Source organism: Pseudomonas sp. NA-150, from assembly GCF_044336365.1.
Taxonomy (GTDB): Bacteria; Pseudomonadota; Gammaproteobacteria; order Pseudomonadales; family Pseudomonadaceae; genus Aquipseudomonas.
In genome coordinates this window covers 401,108-426,330 of sequence record NZ_CP172305.1, presented here as the reverse complement: position 1 = coordinate 426,330, position 25,223 = coordinate 401,108, and the positions used below count along the sequence as shown (strand labels likewise).

22 protein-coding genes are annotated in these 25,223 nt (G+C 60.4%); 17 read left to right on the top strand and 5 right to left on the bottom strand.

What is annotated here, in order from left to right:
• Positions 1-25 precede the first annotated feature (25 nt).
• The 4 genes from ACF0H7_RS02070 (at position 26) to ACF0H7_RS02055 (ending at position 3,433) form a co-directional block, all read left to right on the top strand.
• Entirely contained in the window at positions 26-736 is a 711-nt protein-coding gene (locus ACF0H7_RS02070) for an ABC transporter ATP-binding protein (protein ID WP_397451158.1), read from the top strand.
• A 1-nt stretch (position 737) separates the two neighbouring features.
• On the top strand, positions 738-2,003 hold the full coding sequence (locus ACF0H7_RS02065; RefSeq protein ID WP_397451157.1) for an ABC transporter permease: 1,266 nt from the start codon (positions 738-740) through the stop codon (positions 2,001-2,003).
• Between the two features lie 11 nt (positions 2,004-2,014).
• On the top strand, positions 2,015-2,551 hold the full coding sequence (locus ACF0H7_RS02060) for a DUF3299 domain-containing protein (RefSeq protein ID WP_397451156.1): 537 nt from the start codon (positions 2,015-2,017) through the stop codon (positions 2,549-2,551).
• 195 nt (positions 2,552-2,746) lie between these two features.
• Positions 2,747-3,433 (top strand): OmpW family protein, encoded by a 687-nt coding sequence (locus tag ACF0H7_RS02055; RefSeq protein ID WP_397451155.1) that lies wholly within the window; start codon positions 2,747-2,749, stop codon positions 3,431-3,433.
• Positions 3,434-3,532: 99 nt separating this feature from the next.
• Here ACF0H7_RS02055 and ACF0H7_RS02050 read toward each other — a convergent pair whose 3' ends face one another.
• Positions 3,533-4,462 carry an NAD-dependent epimerase/dehydratase family protein gene (locus ACF0H7_RS02050; protein WP_397451154.1) on the bottom strand — a complete coding sequence of 310 codons (930 nt, stop codon included), beginning with the start codon at positions 4,460-4,462 and terminating at the stop codon, positions 3,533-3,535.
• Positions 4,455-5,339: a sugar nucleotide-binding protein gene (locus ACF0H7_RS02045; RefSeq protein WP_397451153.1), complete on the bottom strand. Its 885-nt coding sequence runs from the start codon at positions 5,337-5,339 to the stop codon at positions 4,455-4,457. The genes ACF0H7_RS02050 and ACF0H7_RS02045 overlap by 8 nt, the downstream gene beginning before the upstream one ends.
• Positions 5,340-5,609: 270 nt before the next feature.
• On the opposite strand from ACF0H7_RS02045, the gene ACF0H7_RS02040 reads away from it, so the two are divergent.
• Positions 5,610-9,920 (top strand): DEAD/DEAH box helicase, encoded by a 4,311-nt coding sequence (locus tag ACF0H7_RS02040; RefSeq protein WP_397451152.1) that lies wholly within the window; start codon positions 5,610-5,612, stop codon positions 9,918-9,920.
• Between the two features lie 44 nt (positions 9,921-9,964).
• On the opposite strand, the gene ACF0H7_RS02035 is transcribed toward ACF0H7_RS02040, so the two are convergent.
• The gene (locus ACF0H7_RS02035) at positions 9,965-12,064 is read right to left on the bottom strand and encodes a mechanosensitive ion channel family protein (RefSeq protein WP_397451151.1); all 2,100 of its coding nucleotides are present in this window, start codon (positions 12,062-12,064) and stop codon (positions 9,965-9,967) included.
• 199 nt (positions 12,065-12,263) lie between these two features.
• Between ACF0H7_RS02035 and ACF0H7_RS02030 the strand changes: the two genes are divergently transcribed.
• The 5 genes from ACF0H7_RS02030 (at position 12,264) to mobA (ending at position 16,065) form a co-directional block, all read left to right on the top strand.
• Entirely contained in the window at positions 12,264-12,827 is a 564-nt protein-coding gene (locus tag ACF0H7_RS02030; RefSeq protein ID WP_397453805.1) for a TetR/AcrR family transcriptional regulator, read from the top strand.
• Between the two features lie 60 nt (positions 12,828-12,887).
• Positions 12,888-13,364, top strand: coding sequence for a DUF1348 family protein (locus ACF0H7_RS02025; protein ID WP_397451150.1), 477 nt, complete (start codon positions 12,888-12,890; stop codon positions 13,362-13,364).
• A gap of 204 nt (positions 13,365-13,568) precedes the next feature.
• Positions 13,569-14,567 carry a GTP 3',8-cyclase MoaA gene (gene moaA, locus ACF0H7_RS02020; RefSeq protein WP_397451149.1) on the top strand — a complete coding sequence of 333 codons (999 nt, stop codon included), beginning with the start codon at positions 13,569-13,571 and terminating at the stop codon, positions 14,565-14,567.
• A gap of 5 nt (positions 14,568-14,572) precedes the next feature.
• The gene (locus ACF0H7_RS02015; RefSeq protein ID WP_397451148.1) at positions 14,573-15,472 is read left to right on the top strand and encodes a bestrophin family protein; all 900 of its coding nucleotides are present in this window, start codon (positions 14,573-14,575) and stop codon (positions 15,470-15,472) included.
• Between the two features lie 8 nt (positions 15,473-15,480).
• Entirely contained in the window at positions 15,481-16,065 is a 585-nt protein-coding gene (mobA, locus tag ACF0H7_RS02010) for a molybdenum cofactor guanylyltransferase MobA (protein WP_397451147.1), read from the top strand.
• A 69-nt stretch (positions 16,066-16,134) separates the two neighbouring features.
• Here the strand turns inward: mobA and ACF0H7_RS02005 are convergent, their stop codons facing one another.
• Both ACF0H7_RS02005 and ACF0H7_RS02000 read right to left on the bottom strand, forming a co-directional pair.
• On the bottom strand, positions 16,135-17,385 hold the full coding sequence (locus ACF0H7_RS02005; RefSeq protein ID WP_397451146.1) for an aspartate aminotransferase family protein: 1,251 nt from the start codon (positions 17,383-17,385) through the stop codon (positions 16,135-16,137).
• A gap of 180 nt (positions 17,386-17,565) precedes the next feature.
• On the bottom strand, positions 17,566-18,402 hold the full coding sequence (locus ACF0H7_RS02000; protein WP_397451145.1) for an IclR family transcriptional regulator: 837 nt from the start codon (positions 18,400-18,402) through the stop codon (positions 17,566-17,568).
• A gap of 245 nt (positions 18,403-18,647) precedes the next feature.
• On the opposite strand from ACF0H7_RS02000, the gene ACF0H7_RS01995 reads away from it, so the two are divergent.
• Genes ACF0H7_RS01995 through ACF0H7_RS01965 form a run of 7 tightly spaced genes read left to right on the top strand, consistent with a single transcriptional unit; the run spans position 18,648 to position 25,201 of the window.
• On the top strand, positions 18,648-19,676 hold the full coding sequence (locus tag ACF0H7_RS01995) for an ABC transporter ATP-binding protein (RefSeq protein ID WP_397451144.1): 1,029 nt from the start codon (positions 18,648-18,650) through the stop codon (positions 19,674-19,676).
• Positions 19,673-20,545, top strand: coding sequence for an ABC transporter permease (locus ACF0H7_RS01990; protein WP_397451143.1), 873 nt, complete (start codon positions 19,673-19,675; stop codon positions 20,543-20,545). The genes ACF0H7_RS01995 and ACF0H7_RS01990 overlap by 4 nt, the downstream gene beginning before the upstream one ends.
• 3 nt (positions 20,546-20,548) lie before the next feature.
• Entirely contained in the window at positions 20,549-21,343 is a 795-nt protein-coding gene (locus ACF0H7_RS01985) for an ABC transporter permease (protein ID WP_397451142.1), read from the top strand.
• Between the two features lie 15 nt (positions 21,344-21,358).
• Positions 21,359-21,649 (top strand): (2Fe-2S)-binding protein, encoded by a 291-nt coding sequence (locus tag ACF0H7_RS01980; protein WP_397451141.1) that lies wholly within the window; start codon positions 21,359-21,361, stop codon positions 21,647-21,649.
• Positions 21,646-23,007 (top strand): FAD-dependent oxidoreductase, encoded by a 1,362-nt coding sequence (locus ACF0H7_RS01975; protein ID WP_397451140.1) that lies wholly within the window; start codon positions 21,646-21,648, stop codon positions 23,005-23,007. The genes ACF0H7_RS01980 and ACF0H7_RS01975 overlap by 4 nt, the downstream gene beginning before the upstream one ends.
• Positions 23,004-24,161: an NAD(P)/FAD-dependent oxidoreductase gene (locus ACF0H7_RS01970; protein WP_397451139.1), complete on the top strand. Its 1,158-nt coding sequence runs from the start codon at positions 23,004-23,006 to the stop codon at positions 24,159-24,161. The genes ACF0H7_RS01975 and ACF0H7_RS01970 overlap by 4 nt, the downstream gene beginning before the upstream one ends.
• Entirely contained in the window at positions 24,158-25,201 is a 1,044-nt protein-coding gene (locus tag ACF0H7_RS01965) for an ABC transporter substrate-binding protein (protein ID WP_397451138.1), read from the top strand. The genes ACF0H7_RS01970 and ACF0H7_RS01965 overlap by 4 nt, the downstream gene beginning before the upstream one ends.
• Positions 25,202-25,223 lie beyond the last annotated feature (22 nt).

Sequence of the window (25,223 nt, the reverse complement as noted above, 5' to 3'; positions counted from 1 at the left end):
CCTACACCCAACGAATCGGCCTCACATGACCCAAGCACTGATCGAGTTGTCCGACCTGGGCTTTGCCTGGCCCGGCCACGCGCCGTTACTGGATATTCCGGCGTTCCGTCTGGAACCGGGTGAAACGCTGTTTCTCAAAGGCCCCAGCGGAAGCGGCAAAACCACGCTGCTCGGGTTGCTGGGCGGCGTGCAGAAACCCAATCGCGGCAGTATTCGCCTGCTGGGCCAGGAACTGACGGAGCTGTCCGCCGGCGCCCGCGATCGCTTTCGGGTCGATCACACCGGCTACATCTTCCAGCAGTTCAACCTGCTGCCCTTCCTGTCGGTGCGGGAAAACGTCGAACTGCCCTGCCACTTCTCCAAATTGCGCGCCGCGCGTGCGACCCAGCGCCACGGCAGCGTCGATCAGGCCGCCGCGACCTTGCTCGCGCACCTTGGGTTAAAAGACCCGGCGCTGCTGGAACGTCGTGCCGACTCACTGTCCATCGGCCAGCAGCAGCGCGTCGCCGCAGCCCGGGCATTGATCGGCCAGCCGGAACTGGTGATTGCCGACGAACCGACCTCCGCGCTGGACGCCGATGCGCGGGAGGCGTTTATCCGCCTGCTGTTCGCCGAATGCCAGGAGGCCGGCGCCAGTCTGCTGTTTGTCAGTCACGATCAGAGCCTCGCGCCGCTGTTCGACCGCAACCTGTCGCTGTCCGAACTCAATCGCGCCGCCGTCGCCGCAGAGGTTTGAGATGTATTTGTTCCGCCTAGCCATGGCCAGTCTGGCTAACCGCCGCTTCACCGCGTTTCTCACCGCGTTCGCCATCGCCCTGTCGGTCTGCTTGTTGCTGGCGGTCGAACGGGTGCGCACCGAAGCCCGCAACAGTTTCGCCAGCACCATCAGCGGCACCGACCTGATCGTCGGCGCTCGCTCAGGCTCGATCAACCTGCTGCTGTATTCGGTGTTCCGCATCGGCAACGCCACCAACAATATTCGTTGGGACAGTTTTGAACATTTCGCCAACGATCCCCATGTGAAGTGGGCGATCCCGATTTCTCTCGGTGACTCGCATCGCGGCTACCGAGTGATGGGCACCAACGAGTCGTATTTCGAGCACTACCAGTACGGCCGCCAGCAAAACCTGGAGCTGGCCAGCGGTCGCCCGTTTGCCACCGATCCCTTTGAAGTGGTGCTGGGTGCCGAAGTCGCCGAGACCTTGAAATACAAACTTGGTGACAAGCTGGTGCTGGCCCACGGCGTGGCGGTGGTCAGTCTGGTCAAACACGATGACAAGCCGTTCACCGTGGTCGGGATTCTCAAGCCGACCGGCACCCCGGTGGACCGCACGCTGCACATCAGCCTCGGCGGCATGGAGGCGATTCATATCGACTGGCACAACGGCGTGCCGGCCCATGGTGAGGGTCGCATCAGCGCCGATCAGGCGCGCAACATGGACCTGACGCCGACCGCGATCACCGCCTTCATGCTCGGCCTGAACAGCAAGATCTCGACCTTCGCCGTGCAGCGCGAGATCAATGACTTCCGGGGCGAACCGTTGCTGGCGATTCTGCCGGGCGTGGCGCTTCAGGAGCTATGGGGGTTGATGGGCACTGCGGAGAAGGCACTGTTCGTGATTTCGCTGTTCGTGGTGTTGACCGGTTTGATCGGCATGCTTACCGCCATTCTCACCAGCCTTAACGAACGTCGGCGAGAGATGGCGATCCTGCGTTCGGTGGGTGCCCGACCCTGGCACGTCGCCAGCCTGTTGATCCTCGAAGCCTTTGCACTGGCTTTGATCGGCGTGGTCAGCGGCGTGGCGCTGCTGTACGTCGGGATCGCGGCGGCGCAAGGCTATGTGCAAACCAATTACGGGCTGTTCTTGCCACTGTCACTGCCGACCGCATATGAATGGACCCTGCTCGGCGGTATTCTGGTGGCCGCGCTGTTGATCGGGATCGTTCCGGCCTGGCGCGCCTATCGCCAATCACTGGCGGATGGGCTGTCGATTCGTTTATGAGGACGTCCACCATGTCGCGCCGTTTGCTAGCGCTGTTGCTGCTGATCGCTCCCCTGCTGGCCACCACGCCGGCTTGGGCCGATCAGCCCAAGGACCTGACCTGGGAACAGATGATCCCGCCCGACGCGCCAAAGATCGCCCCACAAATGGCACCGATCCATAACCTGTCGGGCATGTCCGATGCGCTGTCTGTCGAGTCAGCGCCCGCCGCCAAGCAGCAACAGCCGTCAGCGCCGGTGGTCAAGGCGCTGGACGGGCAACACATCCGCCTGCCGGGCTACATTGTGCCGCTGGAAGTGACGGAAGAAGGCCGGGTGACCGAGTTCTTGCTGGTGCCGTACTTCGGCGCGTGCATCCACGTGCCGCCACCGCCGTCGAACCAGATCGTTTACGTGAAGAGCAAGGTCGGGGTGAAACTGGATGAGTTGTACCAGCCGTACTGGATCGAAGGCTCGATGAAGGTCGAAGCGTCCACCAGTGAGCTGGCGGATGCCGGGTACAAGATGGATGCCGAGAAGATCTACGTGTATGAGCTTCCGGACTCTTGAGGTTACCGCTCGGCGGATCGTGATTCCCTGTAGGAGCGAACTTGTTCGCGAGGCGTTCTGACAGACACTCCGAGTTGAATACCTCGCCAACAAGTTGGCTCCTACAGTGTGACTTCATTGAGCTACGTCAAAAGGCCCGATTTAGCCACGCCTTACCATTAGACATCGCTACTTTTATCGTCTAATGGAGTCCTTATGCATAGGTCATTGCTCAGCGCGTCCCTCCTTGCGCTGGCGCTCAGCGCCCCTTTTATCGCCCATGCCCACGAAGCCGGCGACATCATCGTCCGTGTCGGTGCGGCCACCGCCGATCCCCACGAGGACAGCGGCAACATCAAGCTCGACGGCGCCAAAGTGTCGGGCACCAAGGCAACTCTGGACAGCGATACTCAGCTCGGCCTGACCCTGGCTTACATGCTCACTGATCACCTCGGCATTGAGTTACTGGCCGCCACGCCGTTCCACCACAACGTTGGCGTCAAAGGCCTCGGCCCGGGGCTGGATGGCAAGCTGGGGAGCAGCAAACAATTGCCGCCAACCCTGTCGCTGCAGTACTACCCGATGGACCCGACGTCGAAGTTTCAGCCTTACGCCGGGTTGGGCGTGAACTACATGATGTTCTTCGATGAAGACCTGACCGGCAACCGCCAGCAACAAGGCTTCAGCAACCTGAACATCAAAAACAAGTTCAGCCCGGCGGCGCAGGTGGGGATGGATTACATGCTGACCGACAAGGTGATGCTCAACGCGTCGGTCTGGTACATCGACATGAGCACCACGGCAACGATGGATGGCCCGACGGCGCTGGGCGTGGGTCAGACCAAGGTTAATATCGATGTCGATCCGTGGGTGTATATGGTGGGGATTGGCTATAAGTTCTGATCGACACAATTCCCGGTAGGAGCCAACTTGTTGGCGAGGGGGCTTACGCGGAGTGTCAGGTACACCACCTCGCGAACAAGTTCGCTCCTACAGGTTTTTTTAGCGGCCGAGCAGGCGCGCCAAGCCAACAGCTAGCGGTGTTGGCTCAGGAAATTCAAAACGCTGCAGCAAGCGCTGATTGTTCGCCCGCGAATGGCGGATATCACCCGAGCGACCTGGCAGATAGCTGACTTCAGGCAAACCACCCAACACCTGCGACAACGCCGACAACAGCTGATTAAGCGTCGTCGACTGATTCAGCCCAACATTGATCGCGCCCTCTTCTACCACCGGTATTTCCAGCGCTTGCACCAGCAACGCCGCCAGGTCGCCGACATAGACGAAATCCCGGGTCTGCTCGCCGTCGCCGAACACTGCGATCGGCAGACCTTTTTCCGCGCGCTCGCAGAAAATACTGATCACCCCGGAGTACGGAGAGGATGGGTCCTGGCGCGGGCCGAAGATATTGAAGAAGCGGAACAGCACCGGCTCCAGGCCATGTTGGCGGCGGTAGAAGTCCAGGTAGTACTCACTCGACAGCTTGTCCGAGGCGTAGGGCGTCAGCGGCGCTTTCGACGTGTCTTCGCTGATCGACTCACCTTCGCCATTGTTGCCATACACCGCCGCGCTGGACGCAAACAATACGCGCTTGATCCCGGCCTGACGCATGGCTTCGCAGACGTTCAGCGTGCCGACGAAGTTGCTTTGATGGGTGCGCACCGGGTCCTCCACCGAGGCTTGCACCGAGGCGACCGCCGCCAGGTGGGCGACAGCCTGACAGCCGAGGGCAGCACGGGCGACCAGTGCGGCGTCGGCGACATCACCGACGATCAATTCAACGCGCGGATTGCCCAGCGGCAGGTTGCTGCGTTTGCCGGTGGACAGGTCGTCCAGCACGCGGACCGCGTAACCTTTGGCGAGCAAGGCATCGGCCAGGTGCGAGCCAATAAAGCCGGCGCCGCCGGTGATTAGAATGGGTGCATCAACCATGGCGATAATAACGATCCAGTAGGCTTGGCAGCGCGGCGCGCCAGGCGCGGGGCTTGATACCAAAGGTATGGAGAATTTTCTTGCAGGCCAATACCGCGTGCTGTGGTTCTTCGGCTGCATCGGGACGTGCGGCATGGGCCTGCGCGGTCGGCTCTTCAATGGCCAGCGGGTGCATCGAACGCGCTTCGGTGAGAATCGCCTGACCCAACGCCAGTGGCGTGGTCGCCTCGTGTCCGGCGTAGTGGTAGGTGCCCCACAACGGCGCCGCGCAATCCAGTTGCTTGAGCACCGAGATAATCACCCGCGCCGCATCATCGACCGGGGTCGGGTTGCCCCGGCGGTCATCGGCCATCAGTAATTCTTCAGCCCGCTCGGCACGCGTCAGAAAACGCCCCAACACACCGTCGCAACTGTCATCGAGCAGCCAGCCGAAGCGCAGCAGCACGTGTTGCGGACAGGTCGCACGCACGCTCTGCTCGATCCGCCACAGCGACTGACCACGCAAGCCCAGCGGGACGGGTTCGTCTTTTTCGCTGTAGGCCGTCGCCCGCGAGCCATCGAAGACCCGATAGCTGGAGGGTTGCAGGAGGACGATATTATGGTGCTGGCACAGTTCAGCGAGGCGCTCGATAGCACGCTCCTGACCAGCCAGACGTGTTTCGCTCACGCTCTCCGCCTGAAACCAGTCGAAGTAATAAGCAAGATTGATCAGTGCATCAGGACGGGTGTCGTCGAGCAGTTGCGTCAGGCTCGCTGCGTCCCAACCGGCATCCGGTGGACGCGGTGCGAGGAAACCAATGTCTTCCTCGGCACCAAGGCGAATCAGCGCCTGCCCGAGGGCATTCCCGCCGCCCAACAGCATAAGGCGCATTCGCATAGAGTCAGCAGGCTCGGTATCAGAATCAGTCAAAAAAAGTGGAAAAACGTCAACAAACATAACACGTTGGTGCCTATCACCCAATAGGCCAAGGGCCGTGGCGCTGGCTCTATGTAGGAGCGGGCTTGCCCGCGATCGGTTTGGGCCGCACTTGGACGCAGCGGTCGCCGTTTGTTTTACAACCGCTTCGCGCTTGATCGCGGGCAAGCCCGCTCCTACAGGGGATTAGCGGCTCTTGCATCTTGCCTGCGCAGCCCGCATAACTCGCGAATGAACCTTCTCACCGCCCCAGACCCGGTCCTGAGCGAGTTTCACCCCGCCGTCAGCACCTGGTTTCATCGCACCTTCCCTTCGGTGACCCCTGCACAGGCCCAGGCGTGGCCGCTGATCAAGGCGCGCCGTTCGACCCTGATCGCCGCGCCCACCGGTTCGGGCAAGACCCTGACCGCCTTTCTCGCCGTGATCGACGATCTGGTGCATCAAGGCCTCGAGCACGGCGGAGAATTGCCGGATCAGACCTTCGTGGTCTACGTTTCACCGCTCAAGGCGCTGTCCAACGACATCCAGATCAACCTGCAAACGCCTCTGGCCGGCATCACCGAGCAACTGGCGCACCTGGGCCTGCCTGAGCTGCGCATCCGTACTGCCGTGCGCACCGGCGACACCCTGCAAAAAGAACGCACGGCGATGCGCAAAACCGCACCGCATATTTTGGTGACGACTCCGGAATCGCTCTATGTACTGCTGGGTTCCGATTCGGGTCGACGAATGCTCGCCAGCACCCAAACCGTGATCGTCGACGAAATCCATGCCATTGCCGCCGGTAAACGTGGCAGCCATCTGGCGCTGAGCCTGGAGCGGCTGCAAGCCTTGTGCAATCAACCGCTATTGCGCATTGGTCTATCGGCCACGCAAAAACCCATCGAACGCGTCTCGCGTTTTTTGGCCGGCAGCGATCTGCTGCAACGGCCTTGCGCGATTGTCGATATTGGCCACGCACGCCCTCGGGATCTGGACATCGAAGTACCGCCGGTGCCGTTGAGCGCGGTGATGGCCAATGATGTCTGGGAGCTGGTTTACGACCGCCTCGCGCAGTTGGCCCGCGAGCACCGGACCACGCTGATTTTCGTCAACACCCGGCGCATGGCCGAGCGTATGGCCCGACATATGAGCGAACGCCTCGGTAAGGAAGCGGTCGCCGCGCACCACGGCAGCATGGCCAAGGAGCATCGCCTCGACGCCGAGCAACGCCTCAAGCGCGGCGACTTGCAGGTGCTGATTGCCACGGCGTCGCTGGAGCTGGGCATCGATATCGGCGATGTCGATCTGGTGTGTCAGATCGCGTCCCCCCGCTCTATCGCCGCGTTCCTGCAAAGGGTCGGGCGCTCCGGGCACCACGTCGGCGGCACACCGAAAGGACGTTTGTTCGCCACCTCGCGGGATGACTTGATCGAATGCACGGCGCTGCTTGATTGCATACGCCGTGGCGAGCTGGACACCTTGCTAATACCCGAAGCGCCGCTGGATGTGCTGGCACAGCAAATCATTGCCGAAGTCAGCTGCCAGGAATGGCACGAGCAAGCATTGCTGGCGATGATCCGCCAGGCGTCGCCTTACGCCCAATTGGATGAGCGACATTTCCAGGCGCTGCTGAAAATGCTTGCCGAAGGCTACAACGGTCGTCTGGGTATTCGCAGCGCTTACCTGCACCGCGACGCGCTGACCCGCACACTGCGTGGCCGGCGCGGCAGCAAACTAACCGCCGTCACCAGTGGCGGCACGATCCCGGACAACGCTGACTACAGCGTGATACTCGAGCCACAGGCGCTGAACATCGGCACCGTCAACGAAGACTTCGCCGTGGAAAGTCTCGCCGGCGACGTGTTCCAACTGGGCAATACCTCGTATCGCATCCTGCGCATCGAGACCGGTCGAGTGCGGGTTGAAGACGCACAAGGCCAGCCGCCGAATATTCCGTTCTGGCTTGGTGAAGCGCCGGGGCGCAGTGCCGAGCTGTCGTTTGCCATTGCCCGTCTGCAAGCGCAGATCGATGAGTTGCTCAGCGCCAGCCCTGGCGATTTGCAACCCTGCATTGACTGGTTGAGTGGCACGCTCGGATTGAATCGGCAGAGCGCCGAGCAACTGGTGGATTACCTGGCACGGGCGCGCTTGGCATTGGGCGCACTGCCGTCGCAGGACACGCTGATCATGGAGCGTTTTTTCGACGAATCCGGCGGCACCCAACTGGTTATCCACACGCCGTTCGGCAGCCGGGTCAACCGCGCCTGGGGCCTGGCACTGCGCAAGCGCTTTTGCCGCACCTTCAATTTCGAGCTACAGGCCGCCGCCAGTGAAGACGCCATTGTGTTGTCGCTGTCCGCCAGCCACAGCTTCGAACTGGACGAGGTTTGGCGTTACCTGAATTCGAACAGCGCGGAGCATTTGCTGATCCAGGCCGTGCTGGAAGCTCCGTTGTTTGGCGTGCGTTGGCGCTGGAACGCCGGTGTCGCACTGGCATTGCCACGCTACGCTGGCGGACGCAAAGTCGCGCCGCAGTTGCAGCGAATGAAAAGCGAAGACCTGATCGCCGCCGTGTTCCCCGACCAGATCGCCTGTGTGGAAAATCTGCTGGGCGAGCGGGAAATTCCCGATCATCCGCTGATCGAACAAACCCTCGATGATTGCCTGCATGAAGCGATGGACTGTGAAGGCTGGTTGACGCTGCTGCGACGCATGGAACACGGCAAGGTGCGCTTGATCAGTCGTGATCTGCCCGCGCCCTCGCCCTTGGCCGCAGAAATTCTCAGCGCGCGGCCCTACACCTTTCTCGACGACGCGCCGCTGGAAGAGCGCCGTACCCAGGCGGTGCTCACCCGACGCTGGAGCGATCCTCAGTCCACCGACGACCTCGGGGCGCTGGACGCCGAAGCAATTACCGCCGTGCGCGACGAGGCTTGGCCCCAGCCGCAGTCTGTCGATGAAATGCACGAAGCGTTGATGAGCCTGAGTTGTATCAGCGGCGCTGAAGCACGCGACAATCCGAATTGGCTGACACGGCTGGAAGCATTGGCCCACTCCGGACGCGCCACGCGTTTGCAGGTCAGCGCCGAGCTCGCGTTGTGGTTACCGCTAGAGCGCCTCACCTGTCTGCGCGCTATTTATCCACAGGCTGAAATGCATCCGCCGTTGCAATCGCTGGCGGATTTCGACGAGCCGTGGGACGCCGACGACGCCACGCTGGAAATTGTTCGCGCCCGTCTCGCCGGTTTCGGTCCGCTGCCGTTGCAAGACATTGCTGAACCGCTGGCCCTGCCGCACAGCCGCGTCGCACAGGCCCTGACCCAACTGGAGGGCGAAGGCTACGTGCTGCGCGGTCGTTTCAGCCCCGGCACGAAGGATGATCAATGGTGCGAACGACACCTGTTGGCGCGTATCCATCGCTATACGATCAAGCGCCTGCGCCGGGAAGTCGAGCCGGTATCGCTCCAGGACTTCATGCGTTTTCTGTTCGATTGGCAACACCTGTCCAACGCCACTCGCCTGCAAGGCAAAGCGGCGCTGTCGGCGGTGGTGGAGCAACTGGAAGGCTATTCTGCGGCCGCTGGCGCTTGGGACAGCGACCTACTGCCAACCCGCCTGAAAGACTACACGCCCACCTGGCTCGACGAGTTGTGTCGCTCTGGAAAAACGGTGTGGACGCGCCTGTCGCCACGGCATAAAACCACAGCGGCGGCGCTGCGCAGCACGCCGATTGTGTTGCTGCCTCGCCGTCAGGTCAGCCTGTGGAGCGAGTTGACAGAGCAGCCTCCGGTGGCGGATTTATCGCTGCGTGCGCAGAAAGTGCATGCGGCGCTGCTCAGCCACGGCGCGCTGTTTTTCGATGAGCTGATGCATGAAGCCCATCTGCTGCGCACTGAGCTGGAAAATGCGCTGCAAGAACTGGTCGGTGCTGGATTGGCCAACGCCGACAGCTTCGCCGGCCTGCGCGCCCTGATTACGCCCGCCAGCAAACGCTCGGCGCACACCAGTCGTCGCCAGCGTGGCGCGTTTATCGGCGGGATGGACGATGCCGGACGTTGGGCGCTGTTGCGGCGCTCCACCGCGCCCGCCACTGACAGCAATCGGACCGCCACGGCAACCCTGGAACATATCGCCATGACCTTGCTCCGTCGCTACGGCGTGGTGTTCTGGCGCTTGCTCGAGCGTGAAGCAGAGTGGCTGCCGAGCTGGCGTGAACTGCTGCACACTTTTCATCGATTGGAGGCTCGGGGCGAGATTCGTGGTGGGCGTTTCGTCAGTGGCCTGGCCGGCGAGCAGTTTGCCTTGCCCGAGGCAATTCCGCTGCTGCGCGAGATTCGCAGGCGGCCGCTGGATGGCAGCTTGATCGCCGTGTGCGCGGTGGACCCGCTGAACCTGGCGGGCACCTTGTTGCCGGGGGATAAAGTCCCGGCGCTGGCGGGAAATCGAGTGGTGTATCGGGACGGCGTTGCGATGGCGGCGATGGTGGCTGGCAAGCCGGTGATCTGGCTGGAACTGGACGCACTGGAAATGGCGCGGGTTCGCGATCGGTTGCTGCATTAGCACCGCATCGCGCCCTTCGCCAACCAGTTGTCGCAGGCGTCAGTTCAGACCGCCGGGCTTTCCGAACCATCGCCATTCACCATCGGCGGCTGCGGATGAGGACTGATCACCGTCTGTGGATAAGTCTGCGCAAAGCGAACATCCGTGGCTTTATCCACAAGCTTTTTCAAGCGCTCGTTAAACGCTCGACTCACCCCATATTGCCCACCCGATACCGTCCGAAATTGCGCTGTCAGCACCACGCCATTCAGGTCCATCCGGTCAACGCCAAACACTTCCAGCGGCCCTTGCAAATTGCCCTGCAGCAACAAGTCTTCGGTAATCGAATTGCCGGCCTCGCGAATCAACCCGGTGGCTGAATCAATATCGCTGTCGTAAGTGAATTGAATGGAAAAGAACGCGTAGGCGAACTGACGTGATTGGTTGGTCACCGCCTTGATCTGCCCGAACGGCACCGAATGCACGAAGCCTTTGCCATCGCGCAGACGCAAGGTGCGGATGGTCAGGCTTTCCACGGTGCCGGCGTGGCCAGAGTCGAGCACCACCCAGTCGCCGATGGAAATGGTGTCCTCGATGATGATGAACAGACCAGTGATCACGTCCTGCACTAATTGCTGCGAACCAAAACCGATGGCCAGGCCGACGACACCCGCACCGGCCAGCAGTGGCGCCACGTTGATCCCCAGATTGGCCATGGTAGTGATGGCGCACACCAATACCAGCAGCACTTTGACCGCGTTGCGCAGCATCGGCAGGATGGTTTTCACCCGCGTACTGGCTTGGCGCAATGAGCTCTTGTTGAGCGGCGGTTTCAGCGCCTCTTGAATCGCCGTGTCGATGATCACCCAGAGCAGCCAGTTGACCAGGAAAATCAGGCCGATTCGGCTGATCGAATTACTGATCGCCCGACCAACACTGTTGCCCTCGGCGAACTCCAGCAACGAAAAACCCCAGATCCGCGCCAACAGTTCAATGAACGCTACCGCCAACACAATGCGCAGTACGGCATACACCAGACTCAGCAAGCGCTCTCGATAAACATGTTCGCTACGTGCGGTCGACTCGGTAGTTCTGAAAACATGTTGAAATACCGTGCTCAAAAAAACCGTGGCAATCATCAGCACCGTGGTCAGCAAAGCACAGCGCAAAGCCTGCTGACTGTCTTCACCGAGGCCGATCAGATGGATGGCCGAGACCAGAATCATCAGCAAAATCGGTAGGTACCACACACTGGAAAAAATCTTCAGTGATTCCTGCAACGCCGGCTGGTGCAAACGACTGCTCAGCGAACGATTACGGATCAAATGCGCCACCGGCCGCCGCATCTTGACCACCAGGACGCAGAACATCACCGAAGCGAACAGCCCGGTTACTACCGCCACGCTGCCGGCCACGTTTTCACCCAACTGCCGGGAAATCTGCGGGCTGGTCAGGCCGTCGCTCAGCGCCGCGAAGAAGGCGGTCAGAAACAATGGGCGCGGGCTGTAGCGGCGAATGATGCGCACCGCCGCGCGCTTGTGGCCGACGTTAAACATGACGATCACGCACAACACTGCCGAGGTCGAGACAATGCCGCTGCTGGTGGCGTAGGCAAAACACAACGCCAACACACGCCCCACCGAGGTCGTGATGAAGTGGCTGACATACAGGGTCAACGGCAAGCTGATCAGTGCCGGAAGGGTGAACGGCAACAAGTAATTGAGCAGCGCCCTGACCCGCGGAAACGTCTTGAAGAAGCGGCGGCGGCCTGCACGCAGCATGATGAATCGGCCGATCACAAACGGAATGGCAAAGGTTGCAAGCCACACCGCTGTCAATGCCAGGAAGTCGCCCACCAGGCTGACGTCCGAGCGCGAGGTGGTTTGGGTGACCAACTGATCAAGCTCGTCAGCCGCCCGATCCGTGCGCAGACGCCAGGCATCGACCAAGTGCCCACCCAGCTCACTTTGCGCGCTATCTATGCTCGAACTGATCGCCCCGAGCAGCCCTCCTTGCACCAGAATGTCCGGCTTGGCCGGTGCTGACGCCGAGGCGGTCGGTGCCGTGAGTGCAGCAATCGCGGAGGGCGCCGCCACCGCCGCGAGGTTGAAAGTGCCTGCATAAAGCAGGGTGCATAACAGCGTCAAGGTCTTGAACTTCAACAAAGCGCGGGTCCCTCCTGTGTCCGGCGAGCCGACAAATGTGCAGCACAGAGGAATGGATCTGAATTTATCCAGCAAGTTCGTTGCGCCCCTGACTCCGATGATTATGGAAACCATAGCTCTGATTAACTTCAAACGACCACTTGGTTGATTTCAAGCACGACGCTTGACCATGGAGAACGATCGTTCTACCATCTTTCACATGAACACACAGACCACTCAAACTGTACGCGACACGGTCCTGAAGACCGCCGAAGCGCTTATTTACCAAAACGGTATTCATGCCACCGGCATGGACTTGTTGGTGAGGACTTCCGGCGTAGCGAGAAAGACTATTTATCGCTACTTCAGTACCAAGGACGAAATAGCCGCCCAGGCACTGCACGCCCGCGATATTCGCTGGATGGCATGGTTCAGGGCCGAGGTCGACAAGGCTGAAACGCCCGCAGAACGCATCCTCAACCTGTTTACCGCGCTTAAAGGCTGGTTCACCAGCGAAGGCTTTTGCGGTTGTGCGTTTATCAACACGGCCGGTGAAGTGGGCGATCCCGACGACCCGATACGTTTAATTGCCAAAGAACACAAACAGAAGGTGTTCGAGTATGCACTTGAGTTGTGTAAAGACTATGGCGCGGCCAATCCAGATGCGTTGGCAAAACAGCTACTTATCTTGATGGACGGCGCTATAACCGTTGCCCGTGTCATGGGAGACCACAGTTCGGCGGATACCGCGCGTGATATTGCGCAGAACCTGTTGAATACATAGCGTTTATTTCAAACGCGGGCTTTATTGCTAGACCCTTGTCATTAATCAGGAGCAATTGCCATGTCTGACGCTGAAACTCGCCCACCGCTTCCGCCCTTTACTCGCGAATCCGCCATCCTCAAAGTTCGCCTCGCGGAAGATGGCTGGAACGGCCGCGACCCGGAAAAGGTCTCCCTGGCCTACACCCTCGATACAAAGTGGCGTAATCGCGCAGACTTCGCCACGAACCGCGCTGAAGCCAAAGCCTTCCTGACCCGCAAGTGGAACAAGGAACTGGACTATCGGTTGATCAAAGAGCTGTGGGCTTTCACCGATAACCGCATCGCCGTACGTTATGCCTACGAATGGCACGATGATTCGGGTAACTGGTTCCGTTCCTACGGCAACGAGAACTGGGAATTCGCTGAAAACGGTCTGATGGCCAACCGCTTCGCCTGCATCAACGACATGCCGATCAAAGAGTCCGAGCGCAAATTCCACTGGCCACTGGGCCGTCGTCCTGACGATCACCCAAGCCTGTCCGATCTGGGTCTGTAACCCGCTGTTGATCGCTCGAGCGAGCAAGGATGCTCGCTGATAGAGTGGGTCGATCATGCGGTCATAAATAGCGATTGGATAAAAAATACCTTACCTCTTAGTCTGAGACTCTCCAACGCGATGGCCACGGAGACCTCGTGTGCTGACGCCGGCAAGCCGGGCTGCTACAGGAGCAACATTCAACGATCTGCAAAAGAGGCACCCATGTCAGACCGTATTTTGATGGACAGCTTTTCGCGCAAAGTCGATTACGTTCGGTTGTCCGTCACCGACCGTTGCGATTTTCGTTGCGTCTATTGCATGGCCGAAGACATGGAATTCCTGCCGCGCCAACGCATTCTCACCCTGGAAGAAATCTATCAACTGGCGCAGAGCTTCGTCGCGCTGGGGACACGCAAGATTCGCCTGACCGGCGGCGAACCGTTGATCCGTCCGGGCATCGTTGAACTGTGCCGGCAAATCGCCGCGCTGCCTGGCTTGCGCGAGCTGTGCATGACCACCAACGGATCGCAGTTGGGCAAGCTCGCTGCGCCGCTGTTCGATGCCGGCCTCAAGCGGCTGAATGTCAGCCTCGACAGCCTGAATCCCGAGCGCTTTCGCGAACTGACACGCACCGGCGATCTGGCGAAAGTCATCGCGGGTATCGATGCCGCCAATGCTGCGGGTTTCCATCACACCAAACTTAATTGCGTGGTGATGAAAGGTCGCAACGATCACGAAATCAACGACCTGATCCGCTTCGCCATCGACCGCCAGTTGGACATCACCTTCATTGAAGAAATGCCGCTGGGTGCCATCAGTGAGCACAGCCGCGCCGAATCGTTTTTCTCCAGCGATCAAGTGCGTGACCTGATTGCCGAACGCTACACGCTGATTGACTCCGCCGAGTCGACCCAAGGTCCGTCGCGCTACTGGCGCCTGGCCGAGGCACCCGAGATTCGCGTCGGCTTCATCTCGCCCCACAGCCATAACTTCTGCGCCACCTGCAATCGCGTTCGCGTGACCGTGGAAGGCCGCTTGCTGCTGTGCCTGGGTAACGAACATTCAGCCGATCTCAAGGCGATATTGCGCGGCCACCCGGGACAACCGCACAAGCTGGAAAAGGCGATTATCGACGCCATGCGCCTCAAGCCCTATCGCCATAACTTCGAGATCAACGACGACGTGCAGGTCGTGCGTTTCATGAACATGACCGGAGGCTAGGGGTAATGATTGTCAGACCCAAGCCGAACTTCATTCATATCCTGACCTCCCTCAAAGGCTCGATTGCCCGATACATCGCCCTGCGCAGTTTGATGGTCACCCTGCTGGCATCGGTGATTGTGCTGGTCGAAGCCCTGCGTCCGACTTACTTTTCCGGGGTCAGCGCGATCCCCTTTACCTTGCTCGGGTTGTCGCTGTCGATCTTCATGAGCTTTCGCAACAACGCCTGCTACGACCGTTGGTACGAAGGGCGCAAGTTATGGGGCGAGATGGTGATGGATATTCGCTCGATGAGCCGGGAAACCCAGGTCATCAAAGACCCGGCCCTACGTGCGAGCATTCTGCGAAACCTGTGCGGCTTTGCCCACGCCTTGAATGCGCGCTTGCGCGGCGAGGACGAACAATCCGAAGCACGCACCTGGCTCAGTTTCTCGCCGTCGGACAGCACGCCGAATATCAGCGAACGGATTTTGCGTGAGGTCGGCCAACAATGTTCGGACCTCGCAGAAGCTGGGGACATCAGTGAATGGCGTTACACCTTGATGGAAACGCGCCTGACCAATCTCACACGCACGCTGACCTTCTGCGACCGGATCAAAACCACGCCTCTGCCCTTTCCGTACACCTTGCTGTTGCACCGCACGATTTATCTGTTTTGTATCCTGCTGCCCTTCGCCATGGCTGAATCATTGGGCTGGCTGACGCCGCTGTTCACGGCCATCGTCAGCTACACCTTCTTCGGTCTGGACGCGATTGGCGATCAGTTAGAAGATCCCTTCGGCCGCAACGAACATGACCTGCCGACTGACTCCCTGGTGCGCATCATCGAACGTGAAATTCTCGACGCACTGGGCGTGACCGAGCTGCCGCCCCTCCTCCAACCCGTGGACTTCGTCCTGAGCTGAGCCTTGCCATGCACGACACATCGACTGATCCCAATCGCTGCTCGATCCTGCTACTGGCGGGCGGCCGTGGACAACGCATGGGTGGTCAGGACAAAGGGTTGGTGCAGTGGAACGGTCGGCCATTGATCGCTTACCTACATGACACCGTCAGGCCGCTGACGGATGACCTGATCATTTCCTGCAACCGCAATCAGGATCGCTATCAGTCTTTTGCCGACCGTCTGGTCAGCGATGAGCAACTGGACTTTCCAGGACCGCTGGCCGGCGTGTTGGCAGGTCTGGCATTGGCGCATCATCGCTGGGTGCTGGTGTTGGCCTGTGATGCACCGAGGATTGATCGCCCACTGATCGAGCAGCTATTGAACGGAGCCTCGGGAACATCGCCGTTGATGGTGCAACAGGCCGGGCAATGGCAGCCGATGTTCAGTTTGATTCCCAGCGCTTTGTTGCCAGCGTTGCGAGCGAGCTGGGATCAGGGCGAACGGAGTTTGTTGCGGGTGCTGCTGCAGCACGATCTACGCGCACTGGACTGCGCGGCCGATGACCTGCGCCTGACGAATTTCAATTCGCCGGATTTGCTGAAGTCACTGTAGGAGCGGGCTTGCCCGCGATCGCGATGTGTCAGGTAAATCGCTATCGCGGGCAAGCCCGCTCCTACAGGGTTAGATCAGCTCCGCCAGACAGCTCTCAAAAATATCCAGCCCTTCATTCAGCACCGATAACTCGGTGGTCAACGGTGGCAGCAAGCGAATGATGTGGCGCGCCTTGCCACTTGGCATTAGCAGCAAGCCTTTGTTTCGCGCCGCCTCCAGCAACGCTGCCAATTGCGCGGTTGCCGGCTTGCCTTCCGGGGTGACGAACTCGATGCCGCGCATGGCGCCGACACCGGTCAGTCGACCGAGGAATGGCGACACCTTGTTGTCTACCCACTGCTGATAACGACTGACAATGGCCTGTTCCTGCGCCTCACCCCAGGCTGACAGATTGGCGTCGGTCATTTGCGCCAACGACGCCAGACCCGCCGCGCAGGCAATCGGGTTGCCCGAATAGGTGCCACCCAAACCGCCTTTGGGCAGGGTGTCCATCAATTCTTTTCTGCCCGCAACCGCACCCAGTGGTACGCCGCCGGCAATGCTTTTGCCCATCAGCAGCAAATCAGGCTCGATGCCCAGACGCGAAAATGCGAAGCGCTGACCGCTGCGGCCAAAGCCCGACTGAATCTCGTCGATGATCAGCAAAATGCCTTTTTCATCGCAGAACCTGCGTAGGTGTTGAGCGAACTCGACGTCCAGCGCAAGGAAACCGCCTTCACCCTGTATCGGCTCGATGATGAAACAGGCTATTTCTTCCACGTCGATTTCGACGCTGAACAGACGATCCATCGCCTTCAACGCTTCGGCAGTGGTGACGCCGTTGTCCTTGCTCGGAAACGGCAAGTGATACACCGGCCCCGGCAGTACACCGACTTTTTGCTTGTAGGGCGCTACCTTGCCGTTGAGGTTCAAGGTCGCCAGGGTCCGGCCGTGGAAGCCGCCGTCGAACGCGATGACTGCAGTGCGCCCGGTATGACCGCGGACGATTTTCAGGGCGTTTTCCGCAGCTTCAGCACCACTGTTGGTGAGCATGCCGCTCACCGGATAACTGACCGGAATGAACTCGGCCAGACGCGCCATGAACTGCTTGTAGGGGCCGTGAGGGACAGCGTTGAAGCAGTAATGGGTGAGCTTGGTCGCCTGCTCGCGAATGGCGTCGACGATGAGCGGGTTGCAATGCCCCAGGTTCAGCACACCAATGCCACCGACGAAGTCGATGTAGCGCTTGCCATCCTCATCCCAGACTTCGGCGTTCTTGCCGTGATCCAGAGTGATCGGGTGGACCATGGAGATCGAACCGCTGATTGCTGCAGTGCTCATGCTGGAAAACATCCCGTGAAAATCGTTGCGTCATATAAGCGAGGAATGCCCATGGCTCACAAGCGAAATAAAATCGCAGGGTTATTCCGGATTTTCCGGATGTCTGTAGGAGCGGGCTTGCCCGCGATCAGCGGTGTGTCAGTTGCACCGCCATCGCGGGCAAGCCCGCTCCTACAAGTGTCAGCCCTGCCCACCAAAAATCTGCGAGGGCCGGCGCAGAGTCGGGTCGAACGGGTTGATTCTCGGCCCGATGGCCGCCGCTTCGCGCTTGAGCAGTTCCACCACCGTGGGCAGCCGATCCGGCCCCAGGCGATCGCTGATGGTCGCCACACTGAGCGCTGCCACCGCATACCCGTCACGGTTGAGGATCGGCACCGCAAGCCCCGCCATGCCTTGCAGCACGCCGGTATTGCGCGCGGCGTAACCCAACCGTCGGACGTTCTCCACTTCCGAACGCAGGAACACTTCGTCGTACAGGTGAAAGTCCTTGAGCCGTGGCAGGTTGTAGCGGATCACCGTCTCGCGCTCTTCCTCCGGCAAGAACGCCAAGATCGCCAGACTGCCTTGCCCGACGCCCAGCGCCACGCGCCCACCGATGTCGCCGGTAAAGGTGCGGATCGGGTAAGGACCTTCACTGCGGTCCAGGCATATCGCGTCGAAGCCACTGCGCGCCAGCAAGAACAACGAATCCCCCAGCGATGCACTGAGGCGCAACATGCTCGGCCGGACCAGATCCCGAAGATTACCGCTGTTGCCTGCCTGAGCGGCCAGGGCGAAGAACTCGATGCTCAGCCGATAGCGCTTGCTGCGCGCGTCCTGCTCGACCATGCCCTCGTCCATCAGGCTGCGTAATAACCGGTGGGTCGTCGGTTGCGATAACCCCACCTGCTGCGCCAACTGAGTCACCCTTTCACCTTCAGCGGGCGCCGCCCCCAGCGTACGCAGCACGGCAAACACTCTTGATACACCACCGGCGCCGACATCTTTGGGCTCTTCATTCCGCTCAGTGGAATTCATTTATCTATTTCCTTTCATTAAATTTATTCACTGAATGAAACTGAAAAAAGTCTGCCGTTCAGTGAAATAACCTCTTCCGCACATCCTAGTCTTCGCCCTAATCTGAGTCCACAGGGGCGAATCGAACAACATACTTGGCAGCCGACTCAGATCGAGCGCCAACGCACCCGCGGTACTCCTTCGCATCTGCCCATTACAAAAAAGCGCGTTTCGACGCGTCCTAAAAACACAGGTGGAACGCAGACATGGCTTTTCTCCAGCTAGAAGGTCTCAGCAAGCGCTATGGCGCCATTGACGCCGTCGTCGCCACACATCTCGCGGTGGAGAAAGGCGAGTTCGTTTCTCTACTCGGCCCTTCCGGTTGCGGCAAGACCACTACCCTGCAAATGATCGCCGGTTTTGTCGAAGCCACCTCCGGGCGCATCGTGCTGGATGGCCGAGACATCACCAACGCCAAACCGAGCAGCCGCGGCCTGGGCGTGGTGTTCCAGAGCTACGCGCTGTTCCCGCACATGACGGTGCGTGATAACGTCGCCTTCGGCCTGCGTATGCGCAAGGTTCCAGCCGCCGACATCGCCAAGCGTGTGGCCACGGTGTTGCAGTTGGTGCGTCTGGCGCAGCACGCCGAGCGTTATCCGCGCGAGCTGTCTGGCGGCCAACGCCAGCGTGTCGCATTGGCCCGCGCCCTGGTGATCGAGCCGCCGGTGCTGTTGCTCGATGAGCCGCTGTCCAACCTCGACGCCAACTTGCGCGAAGAGATGCAATTCGAGATTCGTCGCATTCAGTGTGAGGTGGGCATCACCACCCTGATGGTGACCCACGATCAGGCCGAAGCACTGTCGATCAGTGATCGCGTGGTGGTGATGCAGGCCGGTCGCGTGACCCAAATCGACGAGCCGTACAAACTGTATGAACATCCGCGCACACGCTTCATTTCCGGCTTCGTCGGCAAGGCCAACATGCTCCCCGGCGACCGCGATTCGGAGGGTCACCCACAAGTGCGGCATGCCGCTGGCGACGGCGAGCTGACCCTCAGCCTGCGCCCGGAAAAGATCGACCTGCTCGACGCCGGCAACGGCCGCCTGCAAGGGCGCATCCTGATCCGCTACTTCCTCGGCAGCCAATGGCTGTACCGCATCGACACCGCGCTGGGCGAGATCACTGTGGTTCGCCGCAACGACGGCAGCGCGCCGTTGGCCGAAGGCACATCCGTCGGGCTCGACTGGCAAGCCGACCTGCTGCGTGTGCTCGCCGCCGACGAGGTGCCGGCATGAGTACACTCGCCGCCATGCGTCAGGGCGGGCGCGGTTATCTGTTGTCGATGCCGGCGATGGTGCTGTTCTTTTGTCTGCTGGTGTTGCCGTTGTGCCTGACGCTGGTGCTGTCGTTCAACGTGTTCGACTTTCAGCTCGGGGTGAAGAACGGCGCCTACACCCTCTCCCAATACATCAACCTGTTCAGCGATTCGTACTTTTACGAGATCTTCTTTCGTACGTTCTGGATCAGTGCGTTGGTCACGCTGTTGTGCGTGGTGATCGGCGTGCCCGAGGCCTACATTCTCAGCCGAATGGGCACACCGTGGCGCTCGATTTTTCTGATTCTGATCCTCACGCCGTTGCTGATTTCAGTGGTGGTGCGAGCCTTCGGCTGGAGCCTGTTGCTCGGTGCCGATGGCCTGGTCAATCAGGCGATCCAGGCGCTGGGCGGGCGCCCGGTGAAACTGCTTTACACCTCATTCGCGGTGATCATTGCACTGGTGCACGTAATGCTGCCGTTCATGATCATTCCGGTCTGGACCTCGCTACAAAAACTCGACCCCGCTGCTGAACAGGCCGCTCTGTCCCTCGGCGCCAGCCACGCGAAAGTCATGCGTCTGGTGGTGCTGCCGCAAGTCATGCCCGGCGTATTGTCCGGCACCTTGATTGTGTTTGGTCTGTCGGCCAGTTCCTTCGCCATCCCCGGTTTGCTCGGCGGACGACGTCTGAAAATGGTCGCTACCGTGGTCTACGACCAATACCTCTCGGAGCTGAACTGGCCCATGGGCGCGACCATCGCCGTGGTGCTGTTGCTGATCAACCTGCTGGTGATGTTGACCTGGAATCGCCTGGTCGAAGGCCGTTACAAAAAGACCTTGGGGGAATAAGACATGTCCAAAAACGGTCCTTTGGCGCTGGGCTTCCATGGCCTGGTGGTGCTGTTCATGATGGCGCCGCTGGTAGTGGTTTGCCTGGTGGCCTTCACTCCAGAAAATACTCTGAGCCTGCCGACCTCCGGCTTCTCGCTGCGCTGGTTCAAAGCGGTGTTCGAACGCGCCGACTTTATCCATGCGTTCTACAACAGCATCATTCTGGCGTTCGTCGCTGCGACCCTGGCAACGCTGATTGCGGTTCCCGCTGCGCTGGCAATCACCCGCTATAAATTTCCGGGACGCGACTTCCTCAACAGCGTGTTCCTCTCGCCGATCATCATTCCGCACCTGGTGCTGGGCGTGGCGATGTTGCGCCTGTTCGCGTTGATGGGCGTCAACGGCAGCTTCACCTGGCTGATGCTGGCCCACGTGGTGATCATCACACCGTACGTGTTGCGGCTGGTGATTGCGGCGGCTATCGGCATTGATCGCAGCGCCGAGCAGGCGGCTGAATCCTTGGGTGCCAGCCGCTTCACGCTGTTTCGCCAGATCACCCTGCCGATGATTTTGCCGGGGGTCGCCGGTGGCTGGCTGCTGGCGTTTATTAATAGCTTCGACGAAGTCACCTTGTCGATTTTCGTCAGCTCGCCGTCGACGCAAACACTGCCGGTGCGCATGTACGTCTACGCCACCGAATCCATCGACCCGATGATGGCCGCCGTGTCGGCACTGGTGATCGCCCTGACGGCGGCGACCATGATTGTCCTCGACCGCGTCTACGGCCTGGACCGGGTTCTGGTCGGTAAACATTGAAAGGAAAGCACTTAAATGGCGCTGCTTAAACGACTGGCCGAACAGGATCGTCCGGGGCTGGCTTTCACCCTCGACGGCCAACCGGCGACTGGCTTGCTCGGCGACACGCTGCTGACCGCCGTACTGACCTGCGCCGATCACTTGCGCGGCAGCGACTTCAGCGCCGAACCGCGTGCCGGTTTCTGCATGATGGGCGCGTGCCAGGATTGTTGGGTCCGCCTGGGCGATGGTCGCCGGGTGCGCGCGTGCTCGACGCTGCTGGAAGCCGGGCAAGTGGTCAGCCGTGAACCGGGGCGTCGTTCATGAGCGAACAAAAGATCGTCATCGTCGGTGCCGGCCCGGCCGGAATTCGCGCCGCGCAAACCTTGCTGGCGCATGGCGTGGCGCCTTGCCTGATCGATGAAGCGGCGCGTGGCGGCGGGCAGATTTATCGGCGCCAACCGGCGAATTTTCAACGCTCGCCACACAAGCTGTACGGCTTCGAAGCGTCCAAAGCCGAGGCGATTCATCGCACCGCCGACGAGCTGATGACGCAGGTCGATTATCGCCCTGACACCCTGGTGTGGAACGCCGAAAGCAATCGGCTGGACACCCTGCGCAATGGCCGCTCCGAGGTCGTGGAGTATTCGAAGATCATTGTCGCCACTGGCGCCACCGACCGTATTTTGCCGGTGCCGGGTTGGACCTTGCCCGGCGTCTACAGCCTCGGTGCGGCACAAATCGCCCTGAAATATCAGGGCTGCGCCATTGGCGAACGCGTGGCCTTTTGTGGCAGCGGACCGCTGCTGTATCTGGTCGCCTATCAATACGCCAAGGCCGGAGCCAAGGTGGTTGGCGTATTTGATAGCGCGCCGTTCAGCGCTCAATTGCGCGCCTTGCCAGCGTTGGTCGGACAGCCATCAACACTGGCCAAGGGCATGTACTACCGCAGTTGGTTGACGGCCCATGGCATCCCCGTGCATCAAGGTGCAACCCTGGAACGCATCGAGGGTGAGCAGCGCGTCGGTTCTATTACGTGGCGTCAGGGTCAGAACCAACAGACGCTGGCCTGCGACGCCGTGGCTTTCGCTCACGCCCTACGCAGCGAAACGCAATTGGCTGACTTGCTCGGCTGTGATTTCCACTGGAACGAATTGAATCGTGCCTGGTTGCCGACTCGCAACAGCGCCGGACGCAGCAGTGCCGAAGGTGTTTACCTCGCTGGTGATGGCGCCGGAATCATGGGCGCAGACGCCGCAGAAATGGCGGGCGAACGCGCGGCGCTGGCGCTGCTGGAAGACAGCGGACACCCGGTCGACCACACACGCGGCCAACAACTGGAACACAAACTGGCGTCCATCGAACGCTTCCGCCACGGTCTCGAAACCGCGTTCCCTTTCCCGACTGACTGGGCGGCCAACGCCCCGGACGAACTGATAATTTGCCGCTGTGAAGAAGTGTCGGTCGGCGAGGTGCGGGCGGTAGTCGATGAGGGGCATTGGGAGCTGAATCGGGTCAAGGCCCATTGCCGTGTAGGCATGGGTCGTTGCCAAGGCAGGATGTGCGGCTCCGCGGCGGCAGAAATTGTTGCGCAACATAGCGGTCGGGCATTGGACAGCATCGGTCGGTTGCGCGGTCAGGCGCCGATCAAGCCGCTGCCGTTTGGCGTGGAGATCGAGCAATGAGTGCGCGGATGGAAGTTGATGCCGTGGTGTTGGGCGGTGGCATCGTCGGCGCCTCTGCGGCCTTGATGTTGGCGCGCAAAGGCAAGCACGTGGTATTGCTGGAACGCGACTTCTGCGGCTCCCATTCCAGCGGCGTGAATTATGGTGGCGTGCGGCGTCAGGGAAGGCCGTTGAGCCAATTGCCTTTGTCGCAACGCGCGCATCAGATCTGGGATAACCTGCCCGAACTGATCGGCATCGATGGCGAATATGTGCGCTCCGGACATCTCAAACTTGCGCGCAGTCATGAGGACATGAAGGCGTTGCAGCAGTATGCCGAGTCCACCCGTGGTTTTGGTTTGGAGCTGCAACTGCTCGACCACACTGAATTACGCGCACGCTTTCCGTGGGTCGGCGATGTGGCCGTGGGCGCTTCGCTGTGTCCCGATGATGGCCACGCCAACCCGCGACTGGTTTCCCCCGCCTTCGCCCGCGCGGCAAAACGCTTCGGTGCGCAGGTGTTCGAACAGACTGAGGTCACGCACATCGAACACGATGGTCAGGCATTCTTGCTGCGTTGCGCCAATGGTTTGCAAGTCCGCGCGCCGTGGCTGCTGAATTGCGCGGGTGCGTGGGCCGGGACGGTCGCGGCGCAGTTCGGCGAGGCAGTGCCTATGCACTCCGGACATCCGGCGATGTTGGTCACCGAACCGTTGCCGGTCGTAATGGACGTCAGCACCGGCGTCGAAGGTGGCGGGATTTATGCGCGTCAGGTGGCACGCGGCAATTGCGTATTGGGTGGCGGTCAAGGGTTCGCCCTCGGCCCGCAGCAGGCCCGACCGGGTCAGGCAGCGGTATTGGAGATCCTGCGCAACGCCGTCGAGCTTTACCCTTTCCTCGCGGGCGCCCAGGCGATTCGTACCTGGAGCGGTACCGAAGGCTACTTGCCGGATCGCGAACCGGTGATCGGCGCCAGCACCACGCAACCTGGTTTACTTCACGGTTTCGGCTTCGCCGGATCCGGTTTCCAAATTGCCCCGGCGGTCGGTGAGGCCTTGGCCGAACTGGTGTGCGCGGGTCAAGCAACACAGCCTATCGACGCGTTTTCAATTCGTCGGTTTCAACCCACTCCAACCGCTGCAAGCGGGGATCGTCATTTAGGAAGATGTCTATGAAGAACGTCAGTCGTATCGCCCTGTCTTGTCTACCCTTGGCCAGCCTGCTGCTGTCGGCCACGGCCCATGCCGATCCGACGCTGTATCTGGGCATGAACGGCGGCACCATGGAGCGGGTCTACGCCGATAAAGTCTTGCCGGCGTTCGAAAAGGCCAACCACGTCAAAGTAGTGATTGTCCCCGGCACGTCCTCGGACATCCTGGCCAAGGTCCAGGCCAGCAAAGACAATCCGCAGATCCACGTGATGTTCCTCGACGACGGCATCATGTACCGCGCAATCTCCATGGGCCTGTGCGATAAGCTGCAGGATAGCCCGGCGCTGGCAGACATCCCGGCCAAAGCCAAGATCAAAGACCAGGCCGTCGCCGTTACGCTTGGTGTCACCGGTCTGGCCTACAACACCCGTATGTTTAAGGAAAAGGGCTGGGCCGCTCCGACCTCGTGGATGGACATGGCTGACAGCCGCTTCAAAGACAAGCTGGTATTTCAGTCCCTGGCCTCGTCGACCTTCGGCCTTCACGGCTTCTTGATGTTCAACCGCATTCAAGGCGGCAGCGAATCCAACGTCGAGCCAGGCTTCAAGGCCTGGCCGAAAACCGTTGGCCCGAACGTGCTGGAATACATCGCCAGCTCGGCGAAGATTTCCGAAATGGTGCAGACCGACGAAGCGGCAATCTTCCCGCTGACACCGACTGGCGTTACCACGCTGAAGCTGCTCGGCGTCCCGGTTGAATACGCACAACCGAAAGAAGGCGCTGTGGTGCTTAACGTTGCCGAGTGCGCAATTGCCCACAACGACCAACCCGAACTCGCACAGAAACTGGCCGCGTTCCTGCTGACACCGGAAGCACAAGCGCCAGCGCTGGAAGAAGGTGACCAGATCCCGTCCAACCCGAAAACCCCGACCACCGACAAGACTCGCGCTCGGGTCGAGGCGATGAACACCTACCTGCAAACCGCGATCTCGATTGATTGGGATCAGGTGAATCAGCAGCGTCCGGAATGGAACGCGCGCTGGAGCAAGACCATCGAGCGTTAACCGCTGCACAGCTCCGGCAGAA

Excerpts from the sequence above, each read along its gene's own strand:
- ACF0H7_RS02070 (WP_397451158.1), top strand. The coding sequence starts at position 26 with ATGACCCAAGCACTGATCGAGTTGTCCGACCTGGGCTTTGCCTGGCCC.
- ACF0H7_RS02065 (WP_397451157.1), top strand. The coding sequence starts at position 738 with ATGTATTTGTTCCGCCTAGCCATGGCCAGTCTGGCTAACCGCCGCTTC.
- ACF0H7_RS02060 (WP_397451156.1), top strand. The coding sequence starts at position 2,015 with ATGTCGCGCCGTTTGCTAGCGCTGTTGCTGCTGATCGCTCCCCTGCTG.
- ACF0H7_RS02055 (WP_397451155.1), top strand. The coding sequence starts at position 2,747 with ATGCATAGGTCATTGCTCAGCGCGTCCCTCCTTGCGCTGGCGCTCAGC.
- ACF0H7_RS02050 (WP_397451154.1), bottom strand. The coding sequence starts at position 4,462 with ATGGTTGATGCACCCATTCTAATCACCGGCGGCGCCGGCTTTATTGGC.
- ACF0H7_RS02045 (WP_397451153.1), bottom strand. The coding sequence starts at position 5,339 with ATGCGAATGCGCCTTATGCTGTTGGGCGGCGGGAATGCCCTCGGGCAG.
- ACF0H7_RS02040 (WP_397451152.1), top strand. The coding sequence starts at position 5,610 with ATGAACCTTCTCACCGCCCCAGACCCGGTCCTGAGCGAGTTTCACCCC.
- ACF0H7_RS02030 (WP_397453805.1), top strand. The coding sequence starts at position 12,264 with ATGAACACACAGACCACTCAAACTGTACGCGACACGGTCCTGAAGACC.
- ACF0H7_RS02025 (WP_397451150.1), top strand. The coding sequence starts at position 12,888 with ATGTCTGACGCTGAAACTCGCCCACCGCTTCCGCCCTTTACTCGCGAA.
- moaA (WP_397451149.1), top strand. The coding sequence starts at position 13,569 with ATGTCAGACCGTATTTTGATGGACAGCTTTTCGCGCAAAGTCGATTAC.
- ACF0H7_RS02015 (WP_397451148.1), top strand. The coding sequence starts at position 14,573 with ATGATTGTCAGACCCAAGCCGAACTTCATTCATATCCTGACCTCCCTC.
- mobA (WP_397451147.1), top strand. The coding sequence starts at position 15,481 with ATGCACGACACATCGACTGATCCCAATCGCTGCTCGATCCTGCTACTG.
- ACF0H7_RS02005 (WP_397451146.1), bottom strand. The coding sequence starts at position 17,385 with ATGAGCACTGCAGCAATCAGCGGTTCGATCTCCATGGTCCACCCGATC.
- ACF0H7_RS02000 (WP_397451145.1), bottom strand. The coding sequence starts at position 18,402 with ATGAATTCCACTGAGCGGAATGAAGAGCCCAAAGATGTCGGCGCCGGT.
- ACF0H7_RS01995 (WP_397451144.1), top strand. The coding sequence starts at position 18,648 with ATGGCTTTTCTCCAGCTAGAAGGTCTCAGCAAGCGCTATGGCGCCATT.
- ACF0H7_RS01990 (WP_397451143.1), top strand. The coding sequence starts at position 19,673 with ATGAGTACACTCGCCGCCATGCGTCAGGGCGGGCGCGGTTATCTGTTG.
- ACF0H7_RS01985 (WP_397451142.1), top strand. The coding sequence starts at position 20,549 with ATGTCCAAAAACGGTCCTTTGGCGCTGGGCTTCCATGGCCTGGTGGTG.
- ACF0H7_RS01980 (WP_397451141.1), top strand. The coding sequence starts at position 21,359 with ATGGCGCTGCTTAAACGACTGGCCGAACAGGATCGTCCGGGGCTGGCT.
- ACF0H7_RS01975 (WP_397451140.1), top strand. The coding sequence starts at position 21,646 with ATGAGCGAACAAAAGATCGTCATCGTCGGTGCCGGCCCGGCCGGAATT.
- ACF0H7_RS01970 (WP_397451139.1), top strand. The coding sequence starts at position 23,004 with ATGAGTGCGCGGATGGAAGTTGATGCCGTGGTGTTGGGCGGTGGCATC.
- ACF0H7_RS01965 (WP_397451138.1), top strand. The coding sequence starts at position 24,158 with ATGAAGAACGTCAGTCGTATCGCCCTGTCTTGTCTACCCTTGGCCAGC.